Source organism: Streptomyces sp. NPDC051064 (assembly GCF_044455985.1).
Classification (GTDB): Bacteria; Actinomycetota; Actinomycetes; order Streptomycetales; family Streptomycetaceae; genus Streptomyces.
Genome location: NZ_JBITFK010000005.1, coordinates 1 through 18,725 on the forward strand (window position 1 = coordinate 1; position 18,725 = coordinate 18,725).

At 71.0% G+C, this 18,725-nt stretch carries 17 protein-coding genes; 5 read left to right on the forward strand and 12 right to left on the reverse strand.

The window, feature by feature from the left end:
- Positions 1-320: 320 nt before the first annotated feature.
- A complete protein-coding gene (locus ACIBCU_RS18185; protein ID WP_399232353.1) occupies positions 321-737 on the reverse strand; it encodes a DUF6083 domain-containing protein in 417 nt (138 codons plus the stop codon).
- 389 nt (positions 738-1,126) lie between these two features.
- Positions 1,127-2,911 carry a glyoxylate carboligase gene (gene gcl, locus ACIBCU_RS18190; protein WP_399232355.1) on the reverse strand — a complete coding sequence of 595 codons (1,785 nt, stop codon included), beginning with the start codon at positions 2,909-2,911 and terminating at the stop codon, positions 1,127-1,129.
- 257 nt (positions 2,912-3,168) lie between these two features.
- Between gcl and ACIBCU_RS18195 the strand changes: the two genes are divergently transcribed.
- Together ACIBCU_RS18195 and ACIBCU_RS18200 are read left to right on the forward strand one after the other, a co-directional pair.
- Positions 3,169-3,906 carry a hypothetical protein gene (locus ACIBCU_RS18195; protein WP_399232357.1) on the forward strand — a complete coding sequence of 246 codons (738 nt, stop codon included), beginning with the start codon at positions 3,169-3,171 and terminating at the stop codon, positions 3,904-3,906.
- A 71-nt stretch (positions 3,907-3,977) separates the two neighbouring features.
- Positions 3,978-4,199 carry a hypothetical protein gene (locus ACIBCU_RS18200; protein ID WP_362940787.1) on the forward strand — a complete coding sequence of 74 codons (222 nt, stop codon included), beginning with the start codon at positions 3,978-3,980 and terminating at the stop codon, positions 4,197-4,199.
- A gap of 21 nt (positions 4,200-4,220) precedes the next feature.
- Here the strand turns inward: ACIBCU_RS18200 and ACIBCU_RS18205 are convergent, their stop codons facing one another.
- Together ACIBCU_RS18205 and ACIBCU_RS18210 are read right to left on the reverse strand one after the other, a co-directional pair.
- Positions 4,221-5,828 carry an AMP-binding protein gene (locus tag ACIBCU_RS18205; RefSeq protein WP_362940784.1) on the reverse strand — a complete coding sequence of 536 codons (1,608 nt, stop codon included), beginning with the start codon at positions 5,826-5,828 and terminating at the stop codon, positions 4,221-4,223.
- Entirely contained in the window at positions 5,825-7,501 is a 1,677-nt protein-coding gene (locus tag ACIBCU_RS18210) for an AMP-binding protein (RefSeq protein ID WP_399232359.1), read from the reverse strand. Before ACIBCU_RS18210 ends, ACIBCU_RS18205 begins: the two co-directional genes overlap by 4 nt.
- A 116-nt stretch (positions 7,502-7,617) precedes the next feature.
- Between ACIBCU_RS18210 and ACIBCU_RS18215 the strand changes: the two genes are divergently transcribed.
- Positions 7,618-8,469 carry a response regulator transcription factor gene (locus ACIBCU_RS18215; protein ID WP_399232361.1) on the forward strand — a complete coding sequence of 284 codons (852 nt, stop codon included), beginning with the start codon at positions 7,618-7,620 and terminating at the stop codon, positions 8,467-8,469.
- 24 nt (positions 8,470-8,493) lie between these two features.
- Here ACIBCU_RS18215 and ACIBCU_RS18220 read toward each other — a convergent pair whose 3' ends face one another.
- The gene (locus ACIBCU_RS18220) at positions 8,494-9,612 is read right to left on the reverse strand and encodes a winged helix DNA-binding domain-containing protein (protein WP_362940775.1); all 1,119 of its coding nucleotides are present in this window, start codon (positions 9,610-9,612) and stop codon (positions 8,494-8,496) included.
- Positions 9,613-9,716: 104 nt separating this feature from the next.
- Between ACIBCU_RS18220 and ACIBCU_RS18225 the strand changes: the two genes are divergently transcribed.
- A complete protein-coding gene (locus ACIBCU_RS18225) occupies positions 9,717-10,586 on the forward strand; it encodes a DMT family transporter (protein ID WP_362940772.1) in 870 nt (289 codons plus the stop codon).
- A gap of 9 nt (positions 10,587-10,595) precedes the next feature.
- Here the strand turns inward: ACIBCU_RS18225 and ACIBCU_RS18230 are convergent, their stop codons facing one another.
- Positions 10,596-11,627, reverse strand: a complete 1,032-nt coding sequence (locus ACIBCU_RS18230; RefSeq protein WP_399232364.1) for a glutathione S-transferase family protein — start codon at positions 11,625-11,627, stop codon at positions 10,596-10,598.
- Positions 11,624-13,120: an MFS transporter gene (locus ACIBCU_RS18235; protein WP_399232366.1), complete on the reverse strand. Its 1,497-nt coding sequence runs from the start codon at positions 13,118-13,120 to the stop codon at positions 11,624-11,626. The genes ACIBCU_RS18230 and ACIBCU_RS18235 overlap by 4 nt, the downstream gene beginning before the upstream one ends.
- A gap of 130 nt (positions 13,121-13,250) precedes the next feature.
- Between ACIBCU_RS18235 and ACIBCU_RS18240 the strand changes: the two genes are divergently transcribed.
- The gene (locus ACIBCU_RS18240) at positions 13,251-13,655 is read left to right on the forward strand and encodes a VOC family protein (protein ID WP_362940765.1); all 405 of its coding nucleotides are present in this window, start codon (positions 13,251-13,253) and stop codon (positions 13,653-13,655) included.
- 114 nt (positions 13,656-13,769) lie between these two features.
- Here the strand turns inward: ACIBCU_RS18240 and ACIBCU_RS18245 are convergent, their stop codons facing one another.
- Genes ACIBCU_RS18245 through ACIBCU_RS18265 form a run of 5 tightly spaced genes read right to left on the reverse strand, consistent with a single transcriptional unit; the run spans position 13,770 to position 18,418 of the window.
- A complete protein-coding gene (locus ACIBCU_RS18245; RefSeq protein ID WP_399232368.1) occupies positions 13,770-15,158 on the reverse strand; it encodes an LLM class flavin-dependent oxidoreductase in 1,389 nt (462 codons plus the stop codon).
- 21 nt (positions 15,159-15,179) lie between these two features.
- Positions 15,180-15,926: an ABC transporter ATP-binding protein gene (locus ACIBCU_RS18250; protein WP_399232370.1), complete on the reverse strand. Its 747-nt coding sequence runs from the start codon at positions 15,924-15,926 to the stop codon at positions 15,180-15,182.
- A complete protein-coding gene (locus ACIBCU_RS18255) occupies positions 15,902-16,786 on the reverse strand; it encodes an ABC transporter permease (protein WP_399232372.1) in 885 nt (294 codons plus the stop codon). The genes ACIBCU_RS18250 and ACIBCU_RS18255 overlap by 25 nt, the downstream gene beginning before the upstream one ends.
- Entirely contained in the window at positions 16,783-17,847 is a 1,065-nt protein-coding gene (locus ACIBCU_RS18260; RefSeq protein ID WP_399232374.1) for an ABC transporter substrate-binding protein, read from the reverse strand. The genes ACIBCU_RS18255 and ACIBCU_RS18260 overlap by 4 nt, the downstream gene beginning before the upstream one ends.
- A 13-nt stretch (positions 17,848-17,860) precedes the next feature.
- Positions 17,861-18,418, reverse strand: coding sequence for a flavin reductase family protein (locus ACIBCU_RS18265; RefSeq protein WP_399232376.1), 558 nt, complete (start codon positions 18,416-18,418; stop codon positions 17,861-17,863).
- Positions 18,419-18,725 lie beyond the last annotated feature (307 nt).

Here is an 18,725-nt window from a genome sequence, read left to right on the forward strand (position 1 = left end):
TGGGGGTGTTGTTTGTTTGGTGGTTTTGTTGTCTTGTATATGGGGGGGGGGGGGGGTGTGGGGGGGGGGGGGGGGGGGGGGGCCCGGGGCGCGGCGGGCCGGGGGGGGGGGGGGGGGGGGGGGGGGGGGGGGGGGGGGGGGGGGGGGGGGGTCGGGGGGGGGGGGGGGGGGGGGGGGGGGGCCCCCCCCCCCACCCCGGTCTTTCCATGACGTGCCGTCACGATGCTGTCGCCGAGCCCTCGCTCTCCCCAGGTCGCGGACTTCATCCAACGTCGCCCGGCGCCCCCTGCCTCGTCCTCATACCGGTCGTTGTCCTCGGCTCATCCCGTGTCCGGCAGGTCGAACAGGCGCTGTGAGCGCCAGCTGTTGTACTGCCGAAGAGCTGTGACCCACGGCCAGTGGTCCTCGGGTTCGAGCCAGGGACAGACGATGCGGTGCGGGATGCGGCACTTGGCGCCGGGGAGCGGCTCGGCGTCCCATAGGTTCATGGCGGTCCCGGTCGAGGTGATTATCCACCGGCGCCGCGGGGGGACGGTGTGGGCCGGTACGAGGATGCGGGGTTCCAGCAGGACCCAGTGCCCGGTGTACGAGGTGGCGTACCGGTCCTGGAGGAGTTCACAGAACGGGCACTCGGGCGGTGCCGGCGGCCGTGGCGCAGTGGCGCCTTCGAGGAGTACCTGGAAGAAGTCGCCGTCGGATCGGGCCGGGCCGGGTGAGGTGCTCTCGGTGTCCCCCATGGGCCAAGGATCCGGGGCACGTCGTCGGTGCGGGTAGGGTGCGATCCGGCCGTGGCGAGCGGTGCGGGGCCGCCCCCATGAGCTCGTCGACACCACATGAGGCGCACCCGGACACAGGCGGCCCACACCGCGTGACCGGCCGGCGTCCCACGGACTGCTTCCGCGAGAAGGCGCCCCGGGACCCCCGCACCGATCTGGCGCACTTCAGCACGGGAGCGGATGGTCACCGCCACCCCGTCACGACGATGACCGTACGACACGGGCCGTCGTGCGCGCCTGCGGCGAGAACACGCGATGGCTGGACCGGGCGCCGCCGCAACGGCACCGCGCCCGGACATGACGCCGGCCTCCACGACCGCACGGGTCGTGGAGGCCGGCGTCGGCGCGGGTCAGGACACCGTCAGCGGGACGACCGCCGTCGGCGCGTGGCCCGGCTCGGAGGCCACGTCCTCGAACTCGTTGACCGACGCGATGTCGGTCCCGCTCATCGAGATGTTCGTGACCCGCTCCAGGATCGCCTCGACGACGACCGGGACCCGGTGCTCGGCCGCGAGCTTCTTGGCCTCCTCGAAGGCCGGCAGCAGCTGGTCGGGCTCGGTGACGCGGATCGCCTTGCAGCCCAGGCCCTCGACGACCTTGACGTGGTCCACGCCGTAGACGCCCAGCTCCGGTGAGTTGAGGTTCTCGAACTCCAGGTTGACCTGGAAGTCGATGTCGAAGTTGCGCTGCGCCTGCCGGATGAGCCCCAGGTAGGAGTTGTTCACCAGCACATGGACGTACGGGATGCGGTGCTGCGCGCCGACGGCGAGCTCCTCCAGCATGAACTGGAAGTCGTAGTCGCCGGAGAGGGCGACCACGGAGCCGTCCGGGTCGGCCGTGGCGACGCCCAGCGCGGCGGGGATCGTCCAGCCCAGCGGCCCGGCCTGGCCGCAGTTGATCCAGTGGCGCGGCCGGTAGACGTGCAGCATCTGCGCGCCCGCGATCTGGGAGAGGCCGATCGTCGTCACGTACCGGGTCTCGGGGCCGAACGCCCGGTTCATCTCCTCGTACACCCGCTGCGGCTTCAGCGGCACGTCGTCGAAGTGCGTGCGGCGCTGCAGGGTCGCACGGCGCTCCTGCGTGGACGCGGCCCACTGCGAGCGGTTCTTCAGCTTGCCCGCGTCCTTCCGCTCGCGCGCCACCTCGACGAAGAGCTCCAGCGCCGCCTTCGCGTCGGAGGCGATCCCGAGGTCCGGGGCGAAGATCCTGCCGAGCTGGGTGGGCTCGATGTCGACGTGGACGAAGGTGCGGCCCTCGGTGTAGACGTCCAGCTTGCCGGTGTGGCGGTTGGCCCAGCGGTTGCCGATGCCGAGGACGAAGTCGGACTCCAGGAAGTTCGCGTTGCCGTAGCGGTGCGAGGTCTGCAGGCCGACCATGCCCGCGTTCAGCTCGTGATCGTCGGGGAGGATGCCCCAGCCCATCAGGGTCGGGACGACGGGGACGCCGGTCAGTTCGGCGAACTCCACCAGGAGTTCCGAAGCGTCGGCGTTGATGATGCCGCCGCCCGCGACGAGCAGCGGCCGCTCCGACGCGTTGAGCATCTCGACGGCCCGCTCGATCTGCTTGCGGCTCGCGGCGGGCTTGTGGACGGGCAGCGGCTCGTACAGCTCGGGGTCGAACTCGATCTCGGTGAGCTGCACATCGATCGGCAGGTCGATGAGGACAGGACCCGGCCGGCCCGTGCGCATCAGGTGGAAGGCCTGCTGGAAGACGCCCGGGACCTGCGCGGCCTCCAGGACGGTGGTCGCGGCCTTGGTCACCGGCGCGGCGATCGACGCGATGTCGACGGCCTGGAAGTCCTCCTTGTGGAGGACGGCGGTGGGCGCCTGGCCGGTGATGCAGAGGATCGGGACGGAGTCGGCGATGGCCGAGTAGAGACCGGTGATCATGTCGGTGCCGGCGGGCCCCGACGTACCGATGCAGACGCCGATGTTCCCGGCCCTGGCACGGGTGTAGCCCTCCGCCATGTGGGAGGCGCCCTCGACGTGGCGGGCGAGGGTGTGCTGCACCCCGCCGGAGGCCTTGAGAGCCGCGTAGAACGGGTTGATCGCCGCACCCGGCACACCGAACGCGTTGCTGACGCCTTCGCGCTTGAGGATCTCAACTGCCGCTCGGGCAGCGGTCATACGAGGCATGAGTGCTCCTGCTCGGACCTGGTGGAGTCGGGCTCTGTCGCGCCACCTGAGAGCACTAATTCCACATTACGGAAATTTCTTTCTGCTATGTGAAAACAATTTAGGACGGTCCGGGACGGCCGTCAAGGGAGGACGGGGAAAGCGGCGGAGGCCATCGGCCCGAAGTGTGCGAATCGCCCCCCGGAGCGTCGCTCCTGGTGGACGATGGAGGTACGGAACGCAGTCGCCGCCACAGGGGCGGAAGAAGGGGGCAGCACGTGGAATCCGTACCGGTGCGCTGCCCGGCCTGCCGCCGGGATCACGCATACATCACGCCGGTATACCCCTGCCCCTGCGGCTCCCCGACCGCCCCGCCACTGATGCGCGGCGCGCCGCCCGTGCTCATCACGCACCGCACCTGGAACGACGACTGGGTGAGCGTGCGATGCCACTCCTGCGGACGCCGCAACCAGTGGCCGCACCCCGAACTCTGCTGCCCCTGCGGCGCTGTACTGCGGATCCCCGTGCGCCCGGTGGCCACGCGCGGCACCACCCCGCCGTCCACGGCGGGGGGTTCACCCGGCCCGGCCCACATACCGCTGCCGCGCACGGCCGCACATCCGCGTCCGTCGTTCAGGCCCCTGGTGATACGGACGGCCCGCGACGCGGTGAACACCGCGGCGCTCTATCTGAGATGGCTGGGCTTCCACGACGTCGTCCAGCCCGAGGTGCGGCCCAGCTCCCGGATCGACCTCAGGGCGGCCGGCCTCATCGCCCAGGTCGACGCGACCACGCGCCCGACCGCCCTGCGTGACGTCGAGTGCCTCTGGCTGAACGCCCTGAACACCTCGGTGTCCGGCGTGCTGTTCTCCCTGGCCGGTTACACGGACGAGGCGCGTTCACGTGCCGACGGCCTCTCCATCCCGCTGTTCGTCCTGGATCTCACCGGCACACCGCAGCCGGTGAACGGCCCCGCCGACGAACTGATCAGCGTCGGCCCGGCCCCCGCCGAATGATTTCGGTCACCTGTGCCCTGCCAGCCGCATATGTTCGAGCTGTTGTCAGAATGAGGACGTAGAGTGAAGGCATGGTCTTAACTCCTCGGCTTCCCACCCACCCCGCCCCCGTTTTTCTGACCCAGCCCGTCCACCCGTCCGTCGTCGAGGCCAACGACGCCATCCGCGCCCTCGTCGACTCGCGGGCCGGCCAGGACTGGACACCGGTGGAAGCCGCGGAGTACGAGATCCTGCTCATCGAATGGGCGGCGGCGACCCAGGGCATAGGCTCCGGCGTCATAGAGGCCGCCTGACCCCGCGGCCCCCGGCGCGGGCTACGCGCCGTATCCCTCCCGCAGTTCGACCTTCCGGACCTTACCGCTGACGGTCATGGGGAACGCGTCCAGAATGCGCAGCCCACGCGGGATCTTGTAGTGCGCCAGCTGATCCCGGCAGTACGCCGTCACCTCGTCGAGCGTCGGCGGGTCGGCCGGGTCGCGCGGAATGACACAGGCCAGGATCTCCTCGCCGTACCTCTCGTCGGGCACTCCGACCACCTGGACGTCGGCGATCTTCGGATGACCGTAGAGGAACTCCTCGATCTCGCGCGGATAGACGTTCTCTCCCCCGCGGATGATCATGTCCTTGATCCGGCCGACGATCTGGACGTAGCCGTCCTCCCGCATCGTCGCGAGGTCCCCCGTGTGCATCCAGCGCCCCGCGTCGATGACTTCGGCGGTCCGTTCCGGCTGGTCCCAGTAGCCGAGCATCACGCTGTACCCCCGGGTGCACAGCTCACCGGCCTCTCCGCGCGGGAGGGTCACGCCCGTCACCGGGTCGACGACCTTCACCTCGATGTGCGGCATCACCCGGCCGACCGTGCCGGTGCGGCGTTCCAGGTCGTCCTCCCGCCGGGTCTGGGTGGAGACCGGTGAGGTCTCCGTCATCCCGTAGCAGATGGAGACCTCCTCCATGTGCATCTGGGCGACGACCCGTTTCATCACCTCGACCGGGCAGGGCGATCCGGCCATGATCCCGGTCCGCAGCGAGGAGAGGTCGTACGAGGCGAAGTCGGGCAGGCCGAGCTCCGCGATGAACATGGTGGGTACGCCGTAGAGCGAGGTGCAGCGCTCCTGCTGGACGGCGGCCAGCACGGCGGCGGGCTCGAAGGACGGCGCGGGGATCACGATGCAGGCGCCGTGCGAGGTGATGCCGAGGTTCCCCATGACCATGCCGAAGCAGTGGTAGAACGGCACGGGCAGACAGACCCGGTCCTGTTCGGTGTAGGCGACCATCTCCCCCACGAAGTAACCGTTGTTGAGGATGTTGTGGTGGGAGAGCGTGGCGCCCTTGGGGAATCCGGTGGTGCCGGAGGTGTACTGGATGTTGATCGGGTCGTCGCACGACAGTTCCGCCTCGCGGTCCGCCAGTTGCCCGGCGGTCACCGATCCCGACGCGGCGGTCAGCTCGTCCCAGGACGGGTCGCCGATGTGGTGGACGGACCGCAGTGCGGGGCAGTTCGCGCGGACCTGGCCGACGAGCGCGCGGTAGTCGCTGGTGCGGTGGGCGAGCGAGGCGACCAGTACGGAGATCCCGGCCTGCTTCAGCACGTACTCCAGCTCGTGCGCGCGGTAGGACGGGTTGATGTTGACCATGACCGCGCCGATGCGGGCCGTGGCGTACTGGACGAGGACCCATTCGGGGCAGTTGACCGCCCAGATCCCGACCCGGTCGCCCTTGGCCACCCCGGAACCCATCAGGCCACGGGCCAGCTCCTCGACGGCGGCCCCGAACTCGGCGTACGTCCACCGGCGTCCGGACACCACGTCGACGAGGGCCTCCCGGTCCCCGTGCGCCTCGACCGCCCGGTCCAGGTTGCGTCCGATGGTGTCGCCGAGCAGCTCCGTGCCGCTGGTGCCGTGCGCGTAGGAAAGGCCGCTCATCGCAGGTCCCCCTCGTCGAACTCGGTGCCGGCGCCCTGCGCGGTGCGCTCACGCAGCTCGATCCTGCGGATCTTCCCGGAGACGGTCTTGGGCAGCTCGGCGAACTCCAGCCGGCGGATGCGCTTGTACGGGGCGAGAACCGCCCGGGAGTGCTCGAACAGCACCTTGGCGGTGGCGGCGCCGGGCTCCCAGCCCGCGGCGAGCACGACGTACGCCTTCGGGACGGAGAGCCGCACCGGGTCGGGGGCGGGGACGACCGCCGCCTCGGCCACCGCCTCGTGCTCCAGCAGGGCGCTCTCCAGCTCGAACGGCGAGATCTTGTAGTCGGATGCCTTGAACACGTCGTCGGACCGGCCCACATAGGTGATGTAGCCGTCCTCGTCCCGTGCGCCGATGTCACCCGTGCGGTAGTAGCCGCCCGCCATGGCCTCGGCCGTGCGCTCCGGGTCTCCGTGGTAGCCCGTCATCAGGCCTACGGGGCCCGTGGACAGGTCGAGGGAGATCTCGCCCTCCGCCGCGCCCGGTTCACCGGTGACCGGGTCCAGCAGCTCCACCTTGAATCCGGGACTGGGACGTCCCATGGAGCCGGTCTTGAGCCGCTGCCCCGGGGTGTTGGCCACCTGCACCGCGGTCTCCGTCTGCCCGAAGCCGTCCCGGATGGTGACGCCCCAGGCGCGCCTGACGCTCTCGATGACCTCCGGGTTGAGCGGCTCGCCGGCGGCGACGACCTCACGCGGCGGTTTCCTCAGCTGCGCGAGGTCGGCCTGGATGAGCATCCGCCAGACCGTCGGCGGGGCGCAGAAGCTGGTGACGGCCGAGCGGTCCATCTCCGCCATCAGCCGGGCGGCGTCGAACCGGGTGTAGTTGAAGATGAAGACGGTGGCCTCGGCGCTCCACGGCGCGAAGAGGTTCGACCAGGCGTGCTTCGCCCAGCCGGGCGAGGAGATGTTCAGATGGACGTCGCCGGGCTTGAGCCCGATCCAGTACATCGTCGACAAGTGGCCCACGGGGTATGAGACATGGGTGTGCTCCACGAGCTTGGGACTGGCCGTGGTGCCCGAGGTGAAGTAAAGCATCAGGGGCTCGTCGGCGTCCGTCCCGCGGTCCGCGGTGAAGGTCTCCGGCGCCTCGTCGGCCCCGCCGTAGGAGATCCAGCCCTGGACGTCGGCGCCGACCGAGATCCGGGTGTAGTCGCCGGGTACCTCCTCGAACTTGGCGGTGTCCGCCGACCGTACGAGCACATGGCGGACCCTGCCGCGTTCGACCCGGTCACGCAGGTCGGCCGGCCCCAGCAGGGGGGTGGCGGGGATGACGACGGCGCGCAGCTTCATCGCGGCCAGTGCCGTCTCCCACAGTTCGGTCTGGTTCCCGAGCATGACGAGGATCCGGTCGCCCTCGGCCACGCCCTGGTCCCGCAACCAGTTGGCCGCCCGGTTGGAGCGGGCGGCCATCCGGGCGAAGGAGACCTCGGTGCGGCCGCCGTCCTCCTCGACGATGTGCAGGGCGGTGCGGTCGTTGTTCTCGGCGATGACGTCGAACCAGTCGAGCGCCCAGTTGAAGTGGTCGGGGCGGGGCCAGCGGAAGCCCTCGTACGCCGTGGTGTAGTCCTCACGGTGCTCGATCAGGAAGTCCCGGGCCGCCCGGAACGTCTCCGTCGCATTCTTTGCCGGCATGTGCTCTCCTCGTCGCGAACCCGTCCTTCGGCCGTAACATCATGTAAACAGTGACCCAGATCTCACCACCCCCGGACGGGGGTAGGTCCGACAGGGCTCCGACGGGACGGAGAGTCATGGGCGTACCGGAACCGGGCGAGGCGACCGAGCTGCGGGCGGCCATGCTCAGGCTGCGCAGGACGAGCGGGCTGCCCGTGGTCTTCGGCGGGCTGCTGTCCGACGCCCGCCACGCCCGGATCGCCGAGCTGAGCGGGGCGCAGACCCCCGCGCTGCGCGGGCTCGTCATCTCGGCGGGCAGCGGGCTCGGCGGAAAGGCGATCGCCCTGTCACGGCCGTGCGCGGTCACGGACTACCCGTCGTCGCGCCACATCAGCCACGAGTACGACGCGGCCGTCGCGGCGGAGGGCCTGCGCTCCGTCGTCGCGGTGCCCGTCGTCGTACGCCGGACGGTGCGCGGTGTGCTGTACGGGGCGCTGCGCGAGCCGCTCACGCTCGGGGACCGTACGTTCGACGCGGCGGCGTCGGCGGCCCGCGACGTGGAGCAGGCCCTGGCCGTACGGGACGAGGTGCAGCGGCTGCTGGCGGCCACCCGGGAACAGATCGCCGATCCGGGCGTGGGCCCCGGCACCTGGGAGGACGTCCGCGAGGCTCATCGTGAGCTGCGCGCCCTCGCCCCGAAGATCGTGGACCCGGCGCTGCGCGGCGAACTGCTCACGGTGTGCGGGCGGCTCGCGTCGGCCGCGGGGGCGGACCGGCTCCCGGCGTCCGGGCGGGTGCGGATGGCGCCGCGCGAGGTCGATGTGATCGCCTGCGTCGCGTCGGGTGCGACGAACGCCGTGGCGGCCGAGCGGCTGGGTCTGCGGCCGGAGACCGTGAAGAGTTATCTGCGGTCCGCGATGCGGAAACTGGGTGCGCACACCCGGCTGGAGGCGGTGGTGGCGGCCCGGCGCGCGGGGCTGCTGCCGTGAGCCGGGCCGTGCGGACCGGGAGGCTCAGTCCCCGAAGTCGACGAACGTGCCGAACCGGACGTCGTGGGCGGTCGCCGGGGACATCACCGTCAGCATCTCCACGGCCTCCTGGGTGATCTCCTCGCGGGTGGCCTGGTCCGGCGTGCCCAGGGCCTGCACCGTGACGGTCGCGGTGTCCCGGCTCTCGTCGAGGCGCCAGAGCGCGGCGAGGAAGCCGTCGGCCAGGACGGTCCCGTAGGACTGGTTGCCCACCCCGTTGCGGCCCTTGTACGCGAACGGGATCACCCGGGTCCGGTCGGCGTGGCCGAGCAGGACGTTGTCGAACTCGGGGAGGAAGCGGGGCGGTGCCGGGGTGTCGGGGTCGGGGCGCGGGGCGTCGGGCAGGTCGAAGAGTTCGACGCCGTTCTCGTCGCGGAAGGTGACGAGCCGGGGCCGCAGCCGTTCGAAGACCTCGCGCATCCGGGTGAGTCCGGCCCACATCTGCATGTCCTTCACCGAGGCCGGGCCGAAGGCCCCGAGGTAGCGCAGCACGGTCCCGTCGGGCGAGGCCGCCGGCTGCGACGGGGTGCCGAGCCAGTGCTCGGCGGTCGTCAGGGCGACCTGCCCGCTGCGCCCCCACAGCCCGCGCGGGGTCACCTGGACCAGCGGCAGCCGGCAGCGGGCGGCGACCGCGAGTGCCCGGGGGTCGGCGTCCGGCCAGTGGAGGAGGAGTTCCTCCCGCAACTCCTTCATGGTGCGGGGCCGTTCCTCGACGAGCTCCCTGGCGAGCGAGGAGAGCCGGTCCAGATCCACGCCCGTGAGCCCGCTGCGGAACATGTTCAGCTCCCGGTCCCGCGCCGGCTGGACCAGGGGGCGCAGCGTGAGGGCGTCCTCGGCGGTGTGGGTGTGGATGGTGGAGCGCAGGCTGACGATCCTGACGACCTCGCGGGACTCCATCAGCTCCGAGAGCGCGGCCGGGGCGAAGCCCTCCAGCCGGGAGCAGAGCTGGAAGTACGGCGGCCTGGTGTTCTGCGCCTGCAGGCCGACCAGGCGGCTGACCGCGTCCTTCACCGGCACGGCGGTGCGGCGGAGCAGCAACTGGCGTTCCATCGTTGCCCTGTTGAGCGCGCGGGTGGAGAGCACGGGAGCGTATCTGGCGGCCATGGTCCGCAGACTACGCGTGCCTGTGGCACAGGCCCGGAACGGGCGACACTCGCGCGGGTGCGGGGCACCGCTGCCGGGAGGGCATCGGCCCTCATGATGGGGCGGTGATCAGCGTCCTGTTCGCCATTCTGACCGCGCTCAGCAACGGCACCGCGTCGGTACTGCAGCGCCGCGCCGCCCTCGAGGTGCCCGACAGCGAGGCGATGCGCCTGTCCCTGATCGGGCATCTGCTGCGGCAGAAGGTGTGGCTGGCCGGGATCGGTCTCGTGATCGTCGCCGCCGTCTGCCAGGCGGTGGCTCTGGCCACGGGCCCCATCGCCGTGGTCCAGCCGATCTTCGTGATCGAGCTGCCCGCGGCGCTGGTGGTCGCCGGCTTCGTCATGCGGGTCGGGGTGGAGCGCCAGGTCTGGCTGGGGGTGGCCGCCGTGACCGTGGGCCTGGCCCTCGGCATGGCGGCCGCCGCCCCGGTCGGCGGCAGCGAATACGTGCAGGGGGCGGCCTGGATCCCGGCCCTGGTGGCCACCGGTATCTTCGAGGCGGCGATCGTCGCGGCGGCGCTCGGTACCTCCGGCAACGCCCGGGCCGCGCTGCTGGGGCTGGCCGCGGCGTGCGGGTACGCGCTCACCGCCGCGCTGATGAAGGATGCCATGTCGCGGCTGGACGCCGACGGTGTGGCCGGCCTGCTGACCGCGTGGCAGCTGTACGCCACCGCGGTGGCCGGCGTGGGCGCGCTGTTCCTCCTCCAGAACGCGCTCCAGGCCGGCTCACTGGTGGCGGTGCAGCCGATGCTGACGCTCGGGGACGCGCTGATCAGCATCTGCTACGGGGTGACCCTGTTCGGGGAGGAGCTGCGGACCGGGTGGTGGCTGCTGCCCCAGCTGATCGGGGTGGCGTTGATCGCCTTCGGCTGTGTCGTCCTCGCCCGCTCGCCGCTGGCGACCGCGAAACCGGCGCCGGCACCGCGCGTGAGCTGACCGGGGCGGTCAGGGCCGCCCTCGCGCCGGGACCTCCTCGCCCGGCGGCACCGGTCCGGGCGGGGTGCCGTCGCCGAACGGCCGGCCGCCCAGCTGCTCCCGGTGGTGCGGGGCCGTCCAGCCCGACAGATCGGGGCCGAGCGGCACGATCCCGGTCGGATTGATGCCGGTGTGCACCTGGTGGTAGTGCCGCTTGATGTGGTCGAAGTCGACGGTGTCCCCGAAGCCCGGGGTCTGGTAGAGGTCACGGACGTACGCCCACAGGACGGGATCCTCGGCGAGCTTCGAGCGGTTGCACTTGAAGTGGCCGTGGTAGACGGCGTCGAAGCGCACCAGGGTGGTGAACAGCCGGATGTCGGCCTCGGTGAGGGTGTCGCCGACCAGGTAGCGCTGCCCTGCGAGGCGTTCGGAGACCAGGTCCAGGCGGCGGAACACATCGACGTACGCCGCCTCGTACTCCCCCTGCTCGGCGGCGAACCCGGCTCGGTAGACACCGTTGTTGACGTCCCGGTAGATGCCGTCCATCACCTCGTCGATCTCGCCGCGGAGCCGCTCCGGGTAGAGGTCGGGGGCGCCGGGGCGGTGCAGGCCGGTCCATTCGGTGGCCAGGTCCAGGGTGATCTGCTGGTAGTCGTTGGTGACCAGGGCCCGGGTCGGTACGTCGACGATCGCGGGCACGCTCACCCCGCCGGGGTAGCCGCGCTCCCGTGCGTCGTAGGCCTCGCTCAGGTAGCCGATGCCGAGCACCGGGTCCTTGCCGCCCTCGTCGAGGGTGAAGCGCCAGCTGCGGTCGTCCTGGATGGGGTCGGCCACGGCCAGGGAGAGGGCGCTCTCCAGACCGAGCAGCCGCCGTGAGACCAGGGCCCGGCTCGCCCAGGGGCAGGCCCGGCTGACGACCAGGCGGTAGCGCCCGGCCTCGACGGGCCAGCCGTCCCGGCCGTCGGCGGTGATGCGGTCGGCGAAGTGGCTGCGGGAGCGCTTGAACGGCTTGTGCCCGTACGAGGTGTTCCCGCCCTGCTCCCTGTCTTCGGTGCCGCTCATGGTGTTCTCCTGTCGGCGTCGGTCGTGTCGGACGTCTCGGGACGTCTCCTTCCCCGTCTGCCCGCCGCGACATCGGCCAGAGCCACGATCAGCCCCGCGAGGACGAACGCGACCGATACGAGGAGCCCGTGGTCGTAGGCCGCTGCCCAGTCGCCGTCGCCCAGCTGGGCGAAGAAGAGCGAGCCCACCGCGGCGATCCCGATGGACGAGCCGACACGCTGGCTGGTCTGGAGGGTGCCGCCTGCGCTGCCCCCGTTCTCCACCGGCACCTCGGAGAGGGTGAGGGTCTGGTTGGGCGCGATGACGAGTCCGCTGCCCAGGCCGGCCAGGAGCAGCGGGGCCGCCATCGCGAGCCCGGCACCCCTCCCGGGCACCAGGTGCGCGGCCAGTGCGGTGAGCCCGAGTCCGACGGCCACCATGGTGAGGCCCACGACGATGAGGGGCCGCCCGAAGCGGCCGACCAGCCGGCCGCCGATGCTCGCCGACGCGCCCGCGCCCAGGGCGAACGGGGTGATCGCGAGACCGGCCTCCAGTGCGCTGTAGTGCAGCCCGGACTGCAGGTACAGCGTGCTGATGAAGAAGATCGAGGTGAAGCCCGCGAAGTAGAGCAGGATCATCAGGCAGCCCAGCCAGAAGGACCGGAGCCGGAAGAGTGACAGATTCAGCACCGGCTGGACGTTCCGTCGTGCGCAGCGGGACTCCCAGGCGACGAACGCCGCGAGGAGAGCGGCGGCCACCGCCACGAGCAGCCACTTGGCGTTGCCCGGCCACTGCTGGGCCTGGACGAACGGCAGCAGCAGGGCGAGCACCCCCGCCCCGAGCAGCAGGACTCCGACGGGGTCCAGGTCGCGCGGGCGTACGCGGCCCGCCGACGGGGTGTCGGGGAGCAGCCGCCGGGCCAGCAGGAGGCAGACGACACCGATCGGCAGGTTGACGTAGAACACCCAGCGCCAGCCCTCCTGTGCTCCGGCCCCCTGGATCAGGAGGCCGCCCAGGAGCGGTCCGACGGCGGTGGAGATGCCGACCACGGTGCCGAACATGCCGAAGGCGCGGCCCCGCTCGCGGCCGGAGAACATCTGCTGGATCAGCGCGGAGATCTGGGGCGAGAGCAGCCCGCCCGCCGCGCCCTGGAGGAGCCGGGCGATGACCAGCCAGAGACTGGACTGGGCGGCCCCGCAGGCTGCGGAGGCCAGGGTGAAGAGGGTCAGTCCCGCCATGAAGACCGCGCGCCGCCCCCGTGCGTCGCCGAGGCGTCCGCCCGGGACGAGGACGAGGCCGAAGGCGAGCGCGTAGCCGGACAGCACCCATTGGAGGTCGGACTCCGGGGTGTCGAGGCCCTCCTTGATCGACGGCAGCGCCACGTTGACGATGGATACGTCGAGCAGCGTCATGAAGCCCGCCACCAGACAGACGGCGAGGGCACGCCAGCGACGGGGGTCGGAGGGGCCGGGGCCAGGCATGCCCGTGGGCCGGTGCTCCGTGCTCTCTGCCATGTCCCGCACCCTAGTTCGCGTCCGCCCGGTCATCGTCCCGGGCGCGCCGTGCGACGGTGTGGTGAGCCCCCGTCAGCCCCGGAGGGCGCCGGTGCGGCTTGCCCTGCCCCATCGGGGGTAGCCGTGGGGCATGACTGTCGGGAAAACGAGCGTTCTGGTCCTGGACTGCGGCGAGCCGGTCGAGCTCGCGGACTTCTATGCGAACCTCCTCGGCGGGGAGACGCGGATCGGGAGCGATCCCGACTTCGTCGAGATCGTCGGCAACACCGGTGTGCACCTGGCCGTCCGCCGTGACCACGGCTACGCGCCGCCGAGCTGGCCGCGCCCGGAGGACTCCCAGCAGGCGCATCTGCGCATCCTGGTGGACCCGGGGGACATGGACGAGGCCGAGCGCGAGGCGATAGGCCTCGGCGCCCGGCCCGTGGACACGGGGGACAGCAACAGCGGTCCCCGCGATGTCCGCGTCTACAACGATCCGGCCGGGCACTCGTTCTCCCTGGCCGTGTATCCGGCCCGTCGGGCGGAGAACCGCTAGGCCGTCACCCCCCGGGCCGTGCGGCGACGCAGCGCGGAGTCGGTGAGTGACGGCGGGGGGTAACCGGCGTCGCGCGCCGAGAGGTTGGTGGGGTGCGGTACTCCGTCATCTCCGTCATCCCGCGTTCGCCCCGACGAGTCCGGCGAGGCCGATGCCGGTGTGGCCCTCATGGGTGTCGACGGTGTCGAACAGCCGGTTGGCCGGCCTCGGCAGGCCGTAGTGCTCGCGCAGGGTGGCTCCGGTGTACTCGGTGCGGAAGAGGCCCCGCTCCTGGAGGACCGGGACGACCCGCTCCACGAAGACCTCCAGCCCGGAGGGGAGCACCGCGGGCATGATGTTGAAGCCGTCGGCCGCCCCGCTGTCGTACCAGTGCTCGATGGTGTCGGCGACCTGCTCGGCCGTTCCGGCGAAGGTGCGGTGTCCGCGCCCGCCGCCGAGCCGCCCGATGAGCTGTCGCACTGTCAACTTCTCGCGCCTGGCGAGCTCCACGACCAGTGTGTAGCGGCTCTTGGCGCCCTCGATCTCGTCCTCGTCGGGAAGGTTCTCCGGAAGCTCCCGGTCGAGGTGCAGCTCGGCCGGGTCGAGCTTCAGCGTTCCGGCGAGCTGGCGCTTGGCGTACTCGGGGACGATGAGCCGGTCGAGTTCGGCGTCCAGTTCCCGCGCCTCGGCCTCGGTGTCGCCGATGACCGGGACGATGCCGGGCAGGATCTTGATGCCGTCCGGGTTGCGGCCCAGCGCCTCGGCGCGCTGCTTGACGTCCTTGTAGAAGGTGATGCCCTCCTCCAGGGTCCGCTGCGCGGTGAACACCGCCTCGGCGTAACGGGCCGCGAAGTCCTTGCCGTCCTCGCTGGACCCCGCCTGCACAAGCAAGGGGTATCCCTGGGGCGGCCGTTGGACGTTGAGAGGCCCGTCGACCCGGAAGAACTCACCGGTGTGGGCGATGGTGCGGACCCGGTCGGCCAGCGCGTGGACACCGGCCTCCTTGTCGGCCACGACCGCGTCGTCCGCCCAGCTGTCCCAGAGCTTCGTGGACACCTCGACGAACTCGGCGGCGCGCCGGTAGCGGTCGTGGTGGAGGGGTGTGTCGTCGAGGCCGAAGTTGCGGGCCGCGTCGGCACCGGCGGTGGTGACGATGTTCCAGCCGGCCCGGCCGCCGGAGACGTGGTCGAGGGAGGCGAACCGGCGGGCCAGGTTGTACGGCTCGTTGTAGCTGGTGGAGGCGGTGGCGATCAGGCCGATGCGCTCGGTGACCCCGGCGAGCGCGGTGAGCAGCACGGTGGGTTCAAGCTTGGCGGCGGGCCGCCGGCCGGGGTCGCCCATGAGGACGGGTCCGTCGGCGAGGAACAGGGAGTCCAGGAGCCCGCGTTCGGCGATGCGGGCCAGGGTCTTGTAGTGCTCCAGGTCGGAGTCGGCCTCGGCGTGGCTCTCGGGGAGCCGCCAGGACGCCTCGTGGTGGCCGGTGGACATCAGGAAGGCGTTCAGATGGAGCTGCTTGCGTGGCATGGGCGTCTTCTCCTCGGAAGATCAGTGCGTGATCTGGGGCTGTGCCACGCCGAGGGCGGCGAGCAGGGTGTCGCGGTACTCCTGGAAGCGCGGTTCGCGGCGGGAGCGCGGGGAGGGCAGGTCGATCCTGAGATCGACGGAGATGAGGCCGTCCTCCAGGACGAGGACACGGTCGGCCAGCTCCACGGCCTCGTCGACGTCGTGGGTGACCAGCAGCACCGCGGGGCGGTGGCGTTCGTACAGCTCGCGCAGCAGGTCGTGCATCTTGATCCGGGTCAGCGCGTCGAGGGCGCCGAACGGCTCGTCCGCGAGGAGGAGCTCGGGTTCGCGTACGAGGGCACGGGCCAGGGCGGCGCGCTGCTGTTCGCCGCCGGACAGCTCGTGGGGCCAGGAACCGTCACGGCCCTCCAGGCCCACCTCGGCGAGCGCCGTCAGACCTCGCTCGCGGGTTCCGGGGCCGCGCAGTCCGAGGACGACGTTGTCGAGCACCCGCAGCCAGGGCAGCAGCCGGGAGTCCTGGAAGGAGAGCGAGACCCTGTCGGGTACGGAGAGTTCGCCGGACCCGTCGACGGTGTGGTCCAGGCGGGCGACGGCCCGCAGCAGGGTGGACTTGCCGGAGCCGCTGCGTCCGAGGAGCGCGGTGAACTCCCCTTGGGCCACGGTCAGATCGAGCTTCTTGAGGACCTCCCGGTCGCCGAACCGCCGCACCAGACCGGAGGTGCGGACCGCGGGCCGGGTCTTTGTCAGCCCGCCAGTGTGCGTCGCCATGACAGGACCTTCCTTTCGACTGCGCGTACCGCCGCGTCCGAGGCGAAGCCGAAGATCCCGTAGGCCACAAGACCCACGATGATCACGTCGGACTGGGCGTACTGCTGGGCCTGGAACATCATGTAGCCGATGCCACTGGTGGCGTTGATCTGCTCGACCACGATGAGGCCGAGCCAGGACGAGGTGACACCGAGCCGCAGTCCGACGAAGAGACCGGGCAGCGAGCCGGGCACGACGACCTTGCGGATGAACGTCGCACGGCTCAGGTCGAGCCCCTCGGCGAGTTCGACGTACCTGCTGTCGATGCCGGTCAGCGAGGCGTACGTGTTGATGTACATGTTCACCGCGACGCCGAGAGCGATCACGGTGACCTTCATCTGCTCGCCGATGCCGAGCCAGAGGATCAGCAGCGGGAGCATGGCCAGGGACGGGATGGCCCGCTTGATCTGGAGCGGGCCGTCCAGCAGGTATTCACCGCTGCGGCTCAGCCCCGCCGCCACGGCCAGGATCACACCGGCGGACACTCCGAAGAACAGGCCGAGACCGGCGCGCTGGAGCGAGATGAGGACGTTGTCCTGGAGACGGCCCGTGGTGACCAGGTCGACCGCGGTGGCGAACACCGTGCCGGGCGACGACAGGATCCGCGGGTCGAGGTAGCCGGACGCCGAGGCCGCCCACCACGCGAGCACGAGCAGCGCCGGGCCGATCAGCCGTCCGAAGGGCAGCGCCCGGCCGGGGCCGAGACGCCGGCGGGTGCCCCGGGAGACATGTGCCGTCCCCTCGCCGCCCAATGGTCCGGCCGGCTGCGGCTCCGCCGTCTCCGTACCGGTCGTCCGTGCTTTCGCCAGCAGGTCCGTCATGACCCCTCCCGGTACTCGGCGGCCACGGCGTCGGCCGCCAGCCTTTCGAATCGGCGGTCGAACAGCTCGGAGGCCTTCTGCTCCGGCACGAAGCCCCCCTCGGCCAGCAGATCGGCGGTCTTCTGCTCCCAGTCGACGGCCTCGTCCCAGCTGACCGGGAACTGCGGCTTCTGATAGGAGTCGACGATGCGCCGGCCGTCCTCCTTCGACACACCCTGGTCCTTCACGTAGTACGTGTCGATCCACTCGTCCTGGTTCTCCCAGGCCCATACCTGACCGCGCGCCCACAGCGGTACGAAGCTGCGCACGGCCTTCGCCTTCTCCGGGTCGTTGAGGACCTCGTTCGGCGCCCAGAGCACGGTCAGCAGGTCGACGACGTTCGTCTTCACCCCACGGGCGCCGTCCTTGCCGTACTGGTCGAGATACTTCGTCAGGGTCGGCTCACTCAGCGGGGCCACGTCGACCTGCGCGGACTGCAGGGCGGTGAGGAACTGGGTGCTGGGCAGGTCGACCAGTTCGACGTCGGAGTTCTTCAGGCCCGCCTCGTCGAGCGCTCGCAGGACGACGACGCCCTGTGCCTGGCCCTGGGAGAACCCGATCTTCTTCGCCCGGAAGTCCTCGGCCCTGGTGATGGACGAGCCGGGGGCCGTCGCAAAGGTGTAGAGCGGGTGCCGGCGGACCTGGACGGCGACGATTTTCGCCTGGACGCCGATGGCGTGCGCCTGGATCGGCGGAATTCCCGCGTTGGTGGCCAGGTCGATCGATTGGGCGCGGAACCCCTGAATGACATCGGGTCCGGCGGAGAGGTTCGGCCACTCGGCGACGGTGAAGGGCAGTTCCTCGGCCAGCCCCGCCGGCTCCAGCTGGAGCTGTGTCGTACGGGCGGCGATCTTCAGTTTCGTCCCGGACGCCGGATTTCCGGACGGAAGGGCGCCGGCGGGTTCCGCGTCGGCGACGGATTTCACCTGCGGCGAGCAGGCGGCGAGGCTCAGTACGGTGCCTCCCGCGAGGGCGAGGAATGACCTCCGGGCCAGGGCCCGCCTGTTGTCGTGGCGTGTCATCGTGAATTCCTGATCACTGGTCGGGCGCGGGGCGGATGGAGTGGTAGGAGCCGTCGTGGAAGAGCAGCGGGCTGCGCCCCTCGTCCAGCCAGGACTCCTCGACCCTGGCGACGACGATGCGGTGGTCGCCGGCCGGGACGATGCTCTGGAAGGTGAGCCGCAGCCAGCCGGTCACCCCGTCGAGCACGGGTTCCCCGCCGGGCAGCCGGCGCCAGCGGGTCGGGGCTGCGAACCGGTCGATGCCGCTGGTGGCGAATGTGGTGGCCAGCTGCTGCTGCTCGGCTCCGAGGAAGTTCACCACCGCCGTCGAGGCCCGCTCGATGTGCGGCCAGGACGAGGTGGAGGTGCCGATCCCGAAGGAGACCAGCGGCGGGTCCAGGGACAGCGAGCTGAGCGAGGTGGCGGTGAATCCCACCGGCCCGCCTCCGGCGTCGGCGGTGACGACGACGACGCCCGCCGGATACCTGCGGAAGGCCTGTTTGAAGCGCTCCGGCGCGATACCGGGGGCGGCTGGGGGCGTGGCGGGTTCGGAGGGGCGGACGACGGCGTACGAGGACACGGTGACGGTCAATGTCTCTCCCCGGTCGGAGGGTGGAATTCGGGCATGCGCAATCGCACGAGGCCTGCGGGAGCACGCGAAGGCGTACGGGCGTGAGGACATCAAGGGGAATCACACACGGATGCGGACCGCCCGGAAATTCAGCTGGGGTTTGTCGGATTCCCGGTCAGGGGCGACAACAGCAGCGCCGGGCGTATTCGCTCGACGGCGCGGCCGCGCGGCAGGAGCGTGCCGCTGTCGGCGCGTTCTCCGAATTCCGCTGTCGGCTGGTCATGAATCCATTTTCCCGTCGGGGTGGGGCCGGGTCAACAATGCAACG

Coding starts and splice junctions, on each gene's coding strand:
- ACIBCU_RS18230 (WP_399232364.1), bottom strand. CDS start 11,627: ATGAGCGGCACCGAAGACAGGGAGCAGGGCGGGAACACCTCGTACGGG.
- ACIBCU_RS18215 (WP_399232361.1), top strand. CDS start 7,618: ATGGGCGTACCGGAACCGGGCGAGGCGACCGAGCTGCGGGCGGCCATG.
- ACIBCU_RS18220 (WP_362940775.1), bottom strand. CDS start 9,612: ATGGCCGCCAGATACGCTCCCGTGCTCTCCACCCGCGCGCTCAACAGG.
- ACIBCU_RS18205 (WP_362940784.1), bottom strand. CDS start 5,828: ATGAGCGGCCTTTCCTACGCGCACGGCACCAGCGGCACGGAGCTGCTC.
- ACIBCU_RS18235 (WP_399232366.1), bottom strand. CDS start 13,120: ATGGCAGAGAGCACGGAGCACCGGCCCACGGGCATGCCTGGCCCCGGC.
- gcl (WP_399232355.1), bottom strand. CDS start 2,911: ATGCCTCGTATGACCGCTGCCCGAGCGGCAGTTGAGATCCTCAAGCGC.
- ACIBCU_RS18200 (WP_362940787.1), top strand. CDS start 3,978: ATGGTCTTAACTCCTCGGCTTCCCACCCACCCCGCCCCCGTTTTTCTG.
- ACIBCU_RS18245 (WP_399232368.1), bottom strand. CDS start 15,158: ATGCCACGCAAGCAGCTCCATCTGAACGCCTTCCTGATGTCCACCGGC.
- ACIBCU_RS18240 (WP_362940765.1), top strand. CDS start 13,251: ATGACTGTCGGGAAAACGAGCGTTCTGGTCCTGGACTGCGGCGAGCCG.
- ACIBCU_RS18185 (WP_399232353.1), bottom strand. CDS start 737: ATGGGGGACACCGAGAGCACCTCACCCGGCCCGGCCCGATCCGACGGC.
- ACIBCU_RS18260 (WP_399232374.1), bottom strand. CDS start 17,847: ATGACACGCCACGACAACAGGCGGGCCCTGGCCCGGAGGTCATTCCTC.
- ACIBCU_RS18250 (WP_399232370.1), bottom strand. CDS start 15,926: ATGGCGACGCACACTGGCGGGCTGACAAAGACCCGGCCCGCGGTCCGC.
- ACIBCU_RS18210 (WP_399232359.1), bottom strand. CDS start 7,501: ATGCCGGCAAAGAATGCGACGGAGACGTTCCGGGCGGCCCGGGACTTC.
- ACIBCU_RS18255 (WP_399232372.1), bottom strand. CDS start 16,786: ATGACGGACCTGCTGGCGAAAGCACGGACGACCGGTACGGAGACGGCG.